The organism is Corynebacterium sp. BF-R-2 (genome assembly GCF_024586525.1).
GTDB classification, from domain to species: domain Bacteria; phylum Actinomycetota; class Actinomycetes; order Mycobacteriales; family Mycobacteriaceae; genus Corynebacterium; species Corynebacterium singulare.
On the sequence record NZ_JAMFTP010000010.1, the window covers coordinates 65,906 to 78,171 of the forward strand.

Consider the following 12,266-nt stretch of genomic DNA (forward strand, 5'->3'; position numbering starts at 1 on the left):
CTACGCAGCCAAAGCTATAAGGCCACGAATGAGCGCACTCAAGGAACCCAAGCTCGCCACCGTTAAGGAAAGCTTGCGTGCCTTCTCTCGGGAGACCCGCCCTGCAATCGACGTGCCCACCTTGATGCCGATGAACATGCCGATGATGCCGAAAGGCCACACCAACCAGTGCAAACCTTCGAAGCCACCAGCCCCTAAGAAATACTTGGTCACTACGGAGAAAAGCCCCCCGATGAAGAAACAGGGCTGCAAGGTCGCGGCGTAGACCGACTGCGGCCACCGCGCCGCCTGGGCATACACCGTGATGACCGGACCGGCCACGCCTGCCAATGTGTTAGTGAAACCACCGAGGATGCCAGCAGATATCGCTGGCCCGGTTCCATGCAGCTCGGGGACAAAACGCCGTCCGAAGGACACCACGCCGAGCGCACAAAGCAGCGCGCCGCCCACCAACACGAGGAGGCTCGCGGTATCAATCCGTGCAATGAGAAGTGCCGCCGGGATCGAGCCCAAAACCATGAAGGGGCCGATGCGCAGCCACTTGTGCCAATCCACATCAGCGCGCATGGAATACGTGGTTAAGGCTGCGTTGATGCAGGCCAGAACGTTCGTGACCATAATGCCTTCCACCGGCCCCAACATGAGGGTCAGAATGGGCCCACCGATGAGTCCGAGGCCCATGCCGGAGACGCGCTGCAAACACGATCCCACCGCGACGATAAGAAGGATGGCAAAGGGAAGTGCTACGACACTCACCGCGCTTAACCTCGGTAGCGCTTCATGACAGCCTCTGCGACACGCTCCGGGAACATGCCAGTCACATCGCCACCATACTTCGCCACCTGTTTACACAACGAGGAGGAGATATAGCCGTACTTCTCATCGGTGAGGAGGAAGACAGTATCGATGCCGGAGAGACGACGATTCATCTGTGCCATGGGCAGCTCGTATTCATAGTCCAGTGAGGACCGCAGGCCTTTAACGATCGTGTCCACGCCGTGGGCGCTGGTGTAGTCCACGAGAAGACCGCTCCACCACTCGACCTCGATGTCAAGCGAGACAGTGTCACGGATGAGCTCGACGCGCTCTTCTACGGTGAAGAGTCCAGAAGGCTTATCTGGGTTGGCGGTCACAAGTACCGTGACTTTGTCGAAGAGCTCTGCAGCGCGGGTAAAGACATCGACGTGCCCCAGCGTGATGGGGTCGAAAGAACCAGGGCAGACGGCATGAGTGGGCATGATGTTAGTTCTCCTCGCTTCGGTGATAGATAGCCATGTCAAAGCGCGCAATACCGAAAGTGCGCTTCTTCAATTTTTGGCCGGTCGGCTCAAAACCCTCCGGCCACTCAGTGTGGGGCGAATCCACGTGCCGTTCGATGACGACAATTGCAGCGTCATCGAGCACGGGTTCAATCGCGTCCAGAAGCCCGTCAACGTCGTCGAAGTCATAGGGAGGATCCGCGAGAACAATGTCGAAGTAGCCGCGCGGTGCGGTGGCCAGATACGTTGAGGCTTTCATTTCCCGCACGTCCACGCGGGGGTGCTTCACCACGCCAATGTTGTGTCGAATCACCTTGACCGCAGCGGGGTTATGTTCCACCAGAACGACCTCCTCCGCACCGCGGCTGGCGGCCTCAAGGCCCAACGCACCGGAGCCAGCAAAGAGATCGAGCACACGGGAATCCACGAAACCCCAGCGCACATCGAGAGATGAAAAAAGGCCCTCGCGGGCACGGTCGGAAGTTGGCCTCGTCCCAGACTCGGGCACCTTGATGGTGCGCCCGCGGGCTTCCCCAGCGATGATTCTCGTCATGGCCTCTACCCTATCCCCCCAAAGTCCAGCGTCGGGAGATGTCCCCCTAATTCTTTTCTAGGAAACCCTGCTCGTCCGCGGTGAGATTCTGGGTAAGCTCTTCGGCAAGCTGGGGGTTGCGCTCCACCATCGCAGCGGCATCGTTGTGCGTACGCTCGACAATCTCACGGTCATTGCTTAAGTCCAAGAGTTTGAGTGTGCGTTTCGTGCCTGACTGCAGGGTTCCGAGGATGTCGCCCTCGTGGCGCTGCTTGAGGTCCAGTTCTGCCAAGTCAAAACCAGATGGGGTATCCGCAATGGCGGACACGCGCCGATAGGATTTAGAGTTCGGCTGCGCCGTCGTGTGCAACAAGCACACCGATTCATTGCCGCCTCGGCCCACACGCCCGCGCAGCTGGTGCAGCTGGGACACGCCGAAATTCTCTGATTCACGGATGAGCATCACCGTGGCATTCGGCACGTCCACGCCGACCTCAATCACCGTGGTGGCCACGAGGATGTCGATCTCTCCCCGCGCGAACCTGGCCATGACCTCGTCCTTGTCTGGCATTTTGCCGTGCAGCATCTCCACGGTCAGCCCCCTAAAGGGCAGGTTGCGCAGCTGAACGGACATCTGCTCGACTCCTCCCTCGCCGTCGATGCGAGGGCACACGATATAGGCCTGGTGGCCTTTCTCTACCTCTTCACGGATGCGTTCGATTGCGCGGCGGACCCATTCCGGCTTCCATTCCGGCACCACCGCGGACAAGATGGGCTTGCGCCCACCCGGTAGTTCCTTAAGAGTTGAGACGGCAAGGTCACCAAAGACTGTCATGGCGATGGTGCGAGGAATCGGTGTTGCGGTCATGACGAGCAGGTGCGGGCTTGTTCCCTCCCGCGTCTTGGTTCGCAGACTGTCACGCTGCTCCACACCAAAACGGTGTTGCTCATCAACGATGACGAGGCCGAGGTCGAAGAACTCAACAGTGTCTTGGATGATGGCGTGGGTGCCGATGACGATATCGGCTTCGCCAGAGACAATCTCCAGAAGGGCTTGGCGCTTGTCCGCGGTTTTCATCGAGCCTGTAAGCACGGTGACGGTGACGCCCTCGGGAACGCTTGTGCTTATCGACGCCCCATGTTGCACCGCCAGCACTTCTGTTGGCGCCAGTAGCGCTGCTTGTTTACCGGCGTCAACTGCCTGCAGCATCGCGCACGTGGCTACGAGGGTCTTGCCGGAGCCAACTTCGCCCTGCAACAGTCGCATCATGGGAACGGTTCCGGACAGGTCTTCGTCGATTTCACCAATGACGCGACGCTGGCCATCGGTAAGCGCGAAGGGAAGCTCCATGAGCAGCTCATCGCGGTAACCATCGATGATGGCTGGCATCGATGGTGCCGTGCGGGCCTTGACATCACGCTGGCGCAACGCCATGACGAGTCCGATGGACAGTGCCTCGTTGTACTTGAGACGCTGAATCGCCCGCTCCGGCCCCTGTGGACCAGGCTCGTGGATTTCACGCACAGCCTGATCCAGAGTCACCATCATGCGGTAGTCCAGCGGCTCCGTGATTGGTGGGGTGTTCTCCAGTACCTTGTGAATTGCCCCCATGACGTACCAGGAGGTGGCTGTGCCGCTGGCCGGATACACGGGAATCCACTCTCGTTTGAGGAAGGTCTCCAACGAACCGAATTGCGCGAGCTTCTTGAGCGAACCTGTGCCCGTCCCTGCTGCTTTATCCAGCAGCGAGCTCTGGGCAGTCCCTGGGTCCAGGATGAGGAAATCCGGGTGCTGAAGACTCGGTGTGCCACGGAAGTACTTCAGCTTTCCCGAGAGCATGATGCGCATTCCGCCACGCAGGATGCGCTGGACAAAGTGCGCATTGAAAAAAGCCGCCTGAATGCCACTGTCCATATACAGAGTGAAGACCATCGCCTTGGAGGTGTAGCGCGTGCGCACATCGGTGATGACGCCGGTAATGGTGACCTGGTCACCTTCCTCGGCACCGCCAAGGCCCACCTCCTTGTTGTGGCGGATGTAATCGCGCGGGTAATGGCTGAGTAACTCACCGCAGGTGGTGTAGCCGAAAGCTTTCTTGAGCGCCGCGGCATCTTTCTTCGGCAGCACAGCCGTGAGCGCGCGCTCATCTTGCCAGCCCAGCACGGTCTACTCCACCCCAATTTCCGTACGCGCACCGGAAACGCTTACGACAACAGTGTCCACACCAAGTCTGTGGGCGAGCTCTTCTTCAGCAACATCCAGCGAGGTCAGCACGGTGACTTGCTCACCACCCTGAACCAAGAGGGCCCGACAGGTGTCCTCGAGACAGGACTCGGTTTCCTCAGCGAGATGCGCCATGCGCATAGACCGCGCGGCATCTCCCATCGCTGCCACGACCTCAGCGGTATCAGGATTCTCCGGGTCATAGACCGACATAGCGGCCAAGCTAGCCACCACGGAATCGGAGGGAATAACGGTGGCCCGCCCCGCATCGCCGCCGCAGCCATTGGGTAGAAACAGATCACCGTCACGTGCCTGATTCAGTTCGGCGCTTGGGTCCACCACAATCACGCCAACTTTTTCGAAGAGTTCCCGCACCCCGTCCTCGGACACGGCGGCAAAAATGCGGCGGCCTGTGTCCGCGACGGACTCATCCGCTGGCCCGAGGCCGGCCGCAGGCAAGACTTCCACACGCAAGCGGCTGACTCCGCCCAGCTCATAAGCCTTCTCAATCACCGGTCCAATTTCCGAGCTGTGGATATGCACGCTCGCCGAGGATTCCGTCGCACGTGCAATAACGAGGCTATTTCCCATGTGGTCCAATGCCCGCTGGAGTTCATCGAGGTCACCCTCATAGAAAAAGATGGCCTCAATTTCCGCCCCGCTCACCTCAGCATTCACAGGCTCCCGCTCATCCACCGTCAACGGCTGTGGCGTGGGTCCTGCACCAGTGACCTCAGCCAGCAGGCACTCAAGCAAGATAACGAGTCCGGCCCCACCGGCATCCACCACACCGGCGTCGCGCAGGGCGGGCAGTTGAGAGGGCGTGGCGGCCAATGCGCGACGGGCAGCTTCAAGAGCCGCGGTGAGGATGCCATGCAGCTCTGCGCCGGGGTGAGCCGCTGCGCCGCGAGCAGCCTCGGCCGCTGCGCGAAGCACGGTGATAATCGTGCCTTCGACCGGTGCGGCAAGTGCGCGATCGACGAGGTCGACAGCGTGGGTAAGGGCATCCGCTAGAACAGCCCCGTCGACGCGAGATTCCGTCGTAGTATCCGCCACCCCTCGCAGCACCTGGGAGAGCACCATGCCGGAATTTCCGCGGGCACCACGCACCGAACCCAGAGCTAGCGCCTCAGCCACATCGGTCTCGCCCTTGTTTGCCTCCGCCAGCGCGGACTCCATGGTGAAAGCCATGTTGGATCCCGTGTCGGAATCGGGAACGGGAAACACGTTGAGGGCGTTAATCTCGGCGCGGCGGCGTTTGAGCTCCTCCACGGTTCGCGCGGCCCAGGAATGCAGGCCGCGAGCGTCCAACTCGGCGGGATACGACATGAGGGCTAGTTTACAAGCGCCAGTCCACCGCGGGCACGCCGCGTGCCTCGAGGGCTGCATTGGCCCGGGAGAACGGCTTCGAGCCGAAGAAACCGCGCCGCGCCGACAGTGGCGAGGGGTGCGGCGAGGTAATGCAGTCGGTGCCGGGCAGGAAAGCCTGGCAGTTCTGGGCATCGCGACCCCATAAGATGGCCACGATGTCGCGCCCGGCAAGCGCCCGAATCGCTGCCTCCGTAATCGCCTCCCACCCCAGTCGGCGGTGCGAGCCTGCCTGCCCCGGGGCAACGGTGAGAACGCGGTTGAGCAGCAACACCCCCTGTGCGCTCCAGGCACGTAAGTCACCGTCGTCGCGCCCGGATATTCCAAGGTCATCCTGTAACTCAGCATAAATGTTCCGCAGCGAGCGGGGAGCCGCAACACCTGGGCGCGTGGAGAAGGACAGCCCCATGGCATGCCCCGGAGTGGGATAGGGATCCTGGCCCACGATGAGCACGCGAACATCCTCAAGCGGCATGGACAACGCGGCAAAGACGTCCGCAGGTGGCGGTAAAAACTCCTGGCCGATGTGCTCCTCAATACGCGGCAGGTTCTCCTCCAGGGCGTGACGGATGTGCGGCAGCCAGGAGTAGTGGATCCGTGAGGTGTCAATCATGCGAAGCTCTCCCATCCCCCGGTGAAGCGGGGAGCCTCGCCGCCCACGGTTACTCCTGTTCCGCGCTGCACCTGGCCAATCTCACGGAATCCAGACGGTGCGGCCTTGTACGTCGTCGCCAGCAGCGTGTGATCCTCTCCACCGCTCAGAACCCATTCCCACGGGTCCACATCCAACACGGCCCCGGCCGAGACAAGCAGCGCATCCGGCGCAATCGCCGCTGGGTCAAGATCGATGTTCACGGAGGAGCGCTGGGCCATAAGACCCATGTCACGCACCAAACCATCGGAGTTATCCGTCATCGCTGTCGACCCAGTAGCACGCGCGATAACACCGCGACCGGGGGTGAGGGTGGGGGCACAGTGGGCGTCGACAAGCGGCCACAGGTCCTCCAATTCCTGAGGCAATGCACGGCCGAAGCGCTCCAACAGCGCCAGGCCCGCCGCGGAATAGCCAATCTTTCCGTGCGCTACCAGGGTTTGTCCCGCTCGCGCCTTGTCTAACGTCAACGGCGCACCGCTGCCACCCAGTGATCCCATGGCAGTCACATTGATGACCAAACTGTCGCTGCGTGTGAGGTCACCACCGACCAGCTCAGCGTTGTACAGCGCACACCGCTCTGCGATTCCCTGCGCAATTCCTCGCACGTAACCCACCGGTGTGTCTCCTGGTGCGGCGATGGCCAACAGAGCTGCGGTAGGCCGCGCCCCCATTGCCTCGATATCGGCAAAGTTGCGCACTATCGCCTTCTGTCCCACTTCCGCGGCCGTCGACCAGTCACGGCGGAAGTGGCGCCCTTCCACCATCATGTCCGTTGAGGCTACCGCCCGGGAATTGGGCGCGGCCGGATACAGTACCGCTGCATCGTCGCCGTTGAGTGCGCTCGGTGCTGCAGCAACAATCTCATGGATGACGTGCCTTTCACCGACCTGCTCCAGCGTGTGCGACAAACCCATAGACTCCTTCTCTCTTTTAGGCCTCCCGGGGTTAGGATAAGCCCCTATGGATACCCAATTTAACCGCACCGCCATCTACGTCTCACTCGGGATTGCCATCGCAATGGTGCTGGCCGTGATCTTTGGGGCCAAATACGTCTTCACGTCCACTGCTCAGCAGCCGGTTGCGCTGCCACCGACCCCGTCGGAGGCCGCGGACTCCCCCGAATGTGCGGAGCTGGTGCGAGCGCTTCCCGACGTCCTCCTGGGCCACCCCCGCGCGGAACTCGCGGATCCTGCGCCCGCCGGCGTCGCCGCATGGGCCAGCACCTCGGAGGACCGCGTAACGGTGCGCTGCGGCGTAGATTTGCCACAGCAGTACACTGAATACTCGCAGACCCTCGACGTCGAGGGCGAAGAATGGCTCAAGGTTATCGATGCGACACCAGGATCGAACCTCACAACGTGGTACTCCACGCAGCGGTCCCCGGCCGTGGCCATGACCACCGCGGCAGATGAGGAACCACAGGGACTTAGCGACGCCCTCTCCCGTCTCCCCCATGAATCCCTCACGCCACATCCAGCTCCGCTGTCCCAGCTAGCTGCCGGGCCGGATGAGATGTGCCCTAAGCTCGACAAAGCTTTGCCAGGATCGCTCGCGGAAGGCTACACACGCCGCTCGGATGTGGGCGACAAGAACACGTGGGTGTATAGCGCGCCGGGGCGCGAGGAAATTGTTGTACGCTGCGGCGTGGCCTCTCCGGAGAACTACGCAGCCGGCGTCCAGCTACAGCAAGTCAATGGGGTTCCGTGGTTTGAGGACACCACCTTGGCTGAGGGCACCACAGCCGGCACGTGGTTCGCCTTGGGACGCTCCGAGGATCTCGCACTATCTGCCCCGCAGGACGCGGCGAACTCGGCGCTCGTTCGGCTGAGTGACGCTCTCGCTAAGGCCACACCGCCCCAGTCATAAACAGCGGCTAGGCGCGCGCGAGTGCAGTCTGGATCAGTATGTCAAGCAGCTCGGCATAACCCACGCCGGCTGCGGAGAAGACCTGCGGATACATCGAAATCGGGGTAAATCCCGGGAAGGTGTTGACCTCGTTGATGTAGTAGGTCTCGTCGGTGATGAAGAAGTCCACGCGGGACAGCCCCGCTGCGCCCAACGCTCGGAAGGCTTCGATGGCGCGTTCGCGGATTTCTTCGCTGAGTTCCTGGCTCAAAGGCGCAGGGATTGCTGCAGAAACGCCCTCATTGATGTACTTCGAGTCGAAGTCATAAAAACCTTCCTCGGACTCCGTGGTTCCGAGGAGTTTCGCGGGTACGGAGGCTTGGAGGGTTCCGTCTGGGTGTTCGAGCACGCCGACCTCAACCTCGGCGCCGAGGATCTCCGGCTCCACGAGCACCTTGGCATCGGACTGGTAGGCTAGCTGTACGGCTGCCTCGAAATCCTCCCAGACTGAAACTTTGGACACGCCGATGGAGGATCCGCCGCGTGCTGGTTTGACGAAGACGGGAAGGCCAAGGTGGGCCTTGTGTTCATCGCTCAACGCAGTCTCTCCGGTGAGCACCACCTGGGGCGCCACGGGCAGGCCTTCGGCCACCAGCAGCTTCTTGGTGAATTCCTTATCCATCCCGACGGCAGACGCCAGCACACCGGCGCCCACGTACGGAATTCCGGACAGCTCGAACAGGCCCTGCACCGTCCCGTCCTCACCAAACGGTCCATGCAGGACCGGGACGATGACGTCCACCTCGGTGTAGTGCTCGTGACGGGTCACGTTATGAATGCGACCGCGCGTGGCAGGGTTAAGGGAGAGCGCAAGCTCGTCGTGCAGCTCGACCTCTGGGAGGCGGCCGTCAACAATCTGCAGGCCCTCCCGGGTTCCCTGGGTCCACATACCATCACGGGTGATGCCGATAGGCACCACCTCGTATTTCTCCGGGTCGAGGTGCTCCATAATGGCGCCCGCGGAAATGCAGGACACCGAGTGCTCGGAGCTGCGCCCGCCGTAGACGACGGCTACGCGCACAGGTTTCGCTTCAGTCATACCCGGCAACTTTACTCGGCTCTACTCCGCCTTTTTGGTGCGACCCATCAGAGCCACGATCATGTCATCCACGCTGACGCCTTCGTGGCACACGCCGTAGACGGCCTGAGTGATGGGCATCTCCACTCCTGCACGCTGGGCAAGGCGGAAAATGGAGTCCGAAGAAATAACGCCCTCAGCTACCTGGCCGTTGGTGGCCGCCGTGGCTTCCTCCAGCGTGCCGCCTTGGCCCAGGCGGTATCCGAAGGTGCGGTTGCGCGACAACGTTGAGCTACAGGTTGCAACGAGGTCTCCCATACCTGCCAAGCCGGAGAACGTGAAAGGATCCGCACCGAGTTCTACACCAAGGCGCGTAATCTCCGCCAAACCGCGGGTGATGATGGTGGCCATAGTGTTGTTGCCCAAGCCTTTGCCGGAGGCCATGCCGCACGCGAGCGCGATGACGTTCTTGCAGGCACCTCCGATCTCTGCGCCGATCACATCGGTGTTCGTGTACGGGCGGAAGTAAGGTGCGGCCGCTGCATGCTGAACTTCTTCAGCGCGCGCTACATCGGTGCAGGCGATAACCGTCGCCGCCGGCTGTTCCTGTGCCACCTCCTTGGCCAAGTTGGGCCCTGAAAGCACCGCGATGCGCGCTTCCTCTACCCCGGCGGCATCCGCGATAACCTCACTCATGAGATTAAGCGTTTCCTTTTCCACACCTTTGGAGATGGACACCACCGTGGCGTCCTGCGGCAGTAACGGCGCCCAGTCTTCCAGGTTGGCGCGCAGGGTCTGGGAGGGGACACCGAAGATGACGATGGAGGCGTCGCCAAGCGCCTGCGCGGGATCCGTCGTTGCCTGAATTGACTCGGGAAGTGGCAGGTCCGGTAGGTAGTCTGGGTTCTCGTGGCGAGTGTTGATGGCCTCCGCCAGCTCTGCGCGGCGAGCCCACAGGCGCACCTCGTTGCCGGCGTCCGCAAAAACTTTGGCCAGGGTGGTTCCCCAGGAGCCTGCTCCCATTACGGCCACATTAACCATGTGCCACCTCACTTTTGAATCGCTTTTGTCGGTTTCCACCATTAAAGCACGCTCGGCGCGTAAGGCTGCATCACGGCGGACAGTGGAGGAAGATGGAGGGAGCGAAAAATACCGGTGTTGAAGGAGCAGTATGCCCAAGGCAAAGAACATGCACGAAACGGATAAAGATACCCAATCGGAGGTGTTTGTTTCCGGGCGCCATCAGGAAATTCCGGTGGATCCGGCCGATGAGTTCAAGCGCACCACGCTGGCTGCCGGTGCGGTGTTGTGGCGCGGTGAGCCGCAGGATCCAGAGGTGGCCATCATCCACCGCCCGCACTACGACGATTGGTCGCTGCCCAAGGGCAAGGTCGATCCGGGCGAGTCCCTGCCAGCTACCGCTGCCCGCGAAATTCTAGAGGAGACCGGCTACACGGTGCGATTGGGCAAGCTCATCGGGAAGGTAGCGTACCCGGTACAAGGCCGAACAAAGGTGGTCTACTACTGGATGGCGCGAGTTCTGGAGGGTTCCTACACTCCGAATGATGAGACCGATGAGCTGCGGTGGGTGTCCATCGACGAAGCCTGCGAGTTGTTGTCTTATGAAGTCGATACGCAAGTGTTGGCTAAGGCTCAAAAGCGACTGCGCCTAGCCCCGACCACGCGTGTTCTCTACGTGCGGCATGCCCACGCCCACCAGCGACGAACCTGGGAGGGCGATGATGATCTGCGCCCGTTGGACAAGAAAGGTCGCCGCCAGGCTGAGATGCTCGTCCCGATGCTCGCCCCTTACCACCCGACGGCCATCTACTGCGCCCCACCGCAACGCTGCCAACAGACGGCCGCTCCGCTTGCCGACGAACTCGGAATGGACATCGCCATCAACAAGGCTTTCGGTGATGATGTTTTTGACGCCGCACCTGAGGACGCCCGCGCAGCTTTCCAGCGCGTTGTCGATGGCGGTGGCGTTCCGGTTGTCGTAAGCCAGGGTCTCACTATTCCGGGCATCATCGAGTCCTATGCCCCAAAGTTCATCACAACCCCTATCGAGGAGCTGAAGTTTAAGAAGGCCTCAGTGTGGGTGCTGTCTTTCAACGACGGTGAGCTGACTGGCGCGGACTACCTAGCTAGCCCCCTACCGGTGCGATAGCTCCGCGAATGGGAGGTTTCTTGCTCATCCCATCTTCCCCCCGCCCCAAAGTTACGGCCAGAGCCTGCATTGCTGCTGTGAGATGGCGCGAGCGGCAAACGCAAACCCCAATGCCGTAATAGGAAAGGCGGGGATTAGCCCGAGAAACAGAAACAATGAGAAGGCAAACTGAATCAACCCGAGCAGAACTACAGTGCCCAGGGCAGTGCCGAAGTTTTGGCGCACCATCTGCTGTGACAAGCTCAGACATTGGCCCACGGTAAGCGAAGGTTCTTTCGCCTTGATGACTGGTGCCGCCCAGAACAGCACGATCGCAACAATCCCTGGGATGATGAGCAGCGAGCCCACGGTGACCATAAATCCTACGCACAGAAAAACCTTCATCAAGCCAGCGACGGATTTGAATTGAAAGAAATCTCCGAACGTCAGCTTTTCGCCGTCCAACGCCTTATTGGCGGCATAGCAAAAGTTTGCCTGCATCCACAGCATGCAGGCAAACACGCAACCGAAAATTGCGACGAACGTCAGCAGCAAGGCGACGACGCCCGCGAAACTCAAAGGTTCAGAGGCCGCGGTGGAGGAAATGCTGCCCATAACAATCGCGACGTTGAAGGACACCACCATCACGGCAAAATTGACCGCAAAATAGACAGCGGTAAGGATGCCCAGATGGGCAAGGACACCCACGATCCACTCTGCAGCAGCATCCCCGAAGGCTTTAAAAGACTGCCCAATAATATAGCCGGGCTCTGCCTGCGGCACCCCCATCATCACTGGGGGCTGCTGCGGCCACGGCCCTTGTTGGTAAGGGCCGGTTCCGTTGAAGTGGTTCTCAAAGGAGCCCGAGTAGTTTCCACCCCCATAGGGCCCCGGCTGATAAGGGCCACCGTGTCCTGAGTAGGGCGGCACCCCTCCTCCCTGCGCTCCATAACCAGATTGGTGTGGCCCCATGTTGGGGCTAGAGGAGCCTCCAAATCCACCTTGCCCGGTATACCCGTGTGGCCCGTCATATCCTTCATATGGGTTGGTCATGCACTGGAGTCTATAGGGAGTTTCAGTGTCGGCGCGCTGAAGTGCCCTCCATCCCGGCAATAACAGGGGTCTATTCCCCACGCAACGCAAGTGAAGTCATTCC

12 protein-coding genes are annotated in these 12,266 nt (G+C 60.9%); 2 read left to right on the forward strand and 10 right to left on the reverse strand.

The genetic code is table 11. From position 1 onward, the window contains the following. Genes M5J09_RS08425 through M5J09_RS08455 form a run of 7 tightly spaced genes read right to left on the reverse strand, consistent with a single transcriptional unit; the run spans nucleotide 1 to nucleotide 6,952 of the window. A complete protein-coding gene (locus M5J09_RS08425; RefSeq protein WP_042530685.1) occupies nucleotides 1-756 on the reverse strand; it encodes a sulfite exporter TauE/SafE family protein in 756 nt (251 codons plus the stop codon). Between the two features lie 5 nt (nucleotides 757-761). After that, nucleotides 762-1,238, reverse strand: coding sequence for a pantetheine-phosphate adenylyltransferase (coaD, locus tag M5J09_RS08430; protein ID WP_042530683.1), 477 nt, complete (start codon nucleotides 1,236-1,238; stop codon nucleotides 762-764). A gap of 4 nt (nucleotides 1,239-1,242) precedes the next feature. Then, on the reverse strand, nucleotides 1,243-1,812 hold the full coding sequence (gene rsmD, locus M5J09_RS08435; protein WP_144792759.1) for a 16S rRNA (guanine(966)-N(2))-methyltransferase RsmD: 570 nt from the start codon (nucleotides 1,810-1,812) through the stop codon (nucleotides 1,243-1,245). A 46-nt stretch (nucleotides 1,813-1,858) separates the two neighbouring features. After that, nucleotides 1,859-3,955, reverse strand: coding sequence for an ATP-dependent DNA helicase RecG (locus M5J09_RS08440; protein ID WP_042530678.1), 2,097 nt, complete (start codon nucleotides 3,953-3,955; stop codon nucleotides 1,859-1,861). 3 nt (nucleotides 3,956-3,958) lie between these two features. After that, nucleotides 3,959-5,344 carry a DAK2 domain-containing protein gene (locus M5J09_RS08445; RefSeq protein ID WP_144792756.1) on the reverse strand — a complete coding sequence of 462 codons (1,386 nt, stop codon included), beginning with the start codon at nucleotides 5,342-5,344 and terminating at the stop codon, nucleotides 3,959-3,961. A 10-nt stretch (nucleotides 5,345-5,354) separates the two neighbouring features. Continuing rightward, nucleotides 5,355-5,996 (reverse strand): uracil-DNA glycosylase, encoded by a 642-nt coding sequence (locus tag M5J09_RS08450; RefSeq protein WP_042530674.1) that lies wholly within the window; start codon nucleotides 5,994-5,996, stop codon nucleotides 5,355-5,357. Then, entirely contained in the window at nucleotides 5,993-6,952 is a 960-nt protein-coding gene (locus tag M5J09_RS08455; RefSeq protein WP_257157554.1) for a thiamine-phosphate kinase, read from the reverse strand. The genes M5J09_RS08450 and M5J09_RS08455 overlap by 4 nt, the downstream gene beginning before the upstream one ends. 46 nt (nucleotides 6,953-6,998) lie before the next feature. Between M5J09_RS08455 and M5J09_RS08460 the strand changes: the two genes are divergently transcribed. Beyond that, entirely contained in the window at nucleotides 6,999-7,904 is a 906-nt protein-coding gene (locus M5J09_RS08460) for a DUF3515 domain-containing protein (RefSeq protein WP_257157555.1), read from the forward strand. A 7-nt stretch (nucleotides 7,905-7,911) separates the two neighbouring features. On the opposite strand, the gene M5J09_RS08465 is transcribed toward M5J09_RS08460, so the two are convergent. Together M5J09_RS08465 and M5J09_RS08470 are read right to left on the reverse strand one after the other, a co-directional pair. After that, complete coding sequence (locus M5J09_RS08465) at nucleotides 7,912-8,982, reverse strand: D-alanine--D-alanine ligase family protein (protein ID WP_257157556.1); 1,071 nt, start codon at nucleotides 8,980-8,982, stop codon at nucleotides 7,912-7,914. 21 nt (nucleotides 8,983-9,003) lie between these two features. Further along, on the reverse strand, nucleotides 9,004-10,002 hold the full coding sequence (locus tag M5J09_RS08470) for an NAD(P)H-dependent glycerol-3-phosphate dehydrogenase (protein WP_257157557.1): 999 nt from the start codon (nucleotides 10,000-10,002) through the stop codon (nucleotides 9,004-9,006). A 130-nt stretch (nucleotides 10,003-10,132) separates the two neighbouring features. Here M5J09_RS08470 and M5J09_RS08475 point away from each other — a divergent pair, with 130 nt between their 5' ends. Further along, nucleotides 10,133-11,131, forward strand: a complete 999-nt coding sequence (locus M5J09_RS08475; RefSeq protein WP_257157558.1) for a bifunctional NUDIX hydrolase/histidine phosphatase family protein — start codon at nucleotides 10,133-10,135, stop codon at nucleotides 11,129-11,131. 51 nt (nucleotides 11,132-11,182) lie between these two features. On the opposite strand, the gene M5J09_RS08480 is transcribed toward M5J09_RS08475, so the two are convergent. Beyond that, nucleotides 11,183-12,163 carry a hypothetical protein gene (locus tag M5J09_RS08480; protein ID WP_141741440.1) on the reverse strand — a complete coding sequence of 327 codons (981 nt, stop codon included), beginning with the start codon at nucleotides 12,161-12,163 and terminating at the stop codon, nucleotides 11,183-11,185. Nucleotides 12,164-12,266 lie beyond the last annotated feature (103 nt).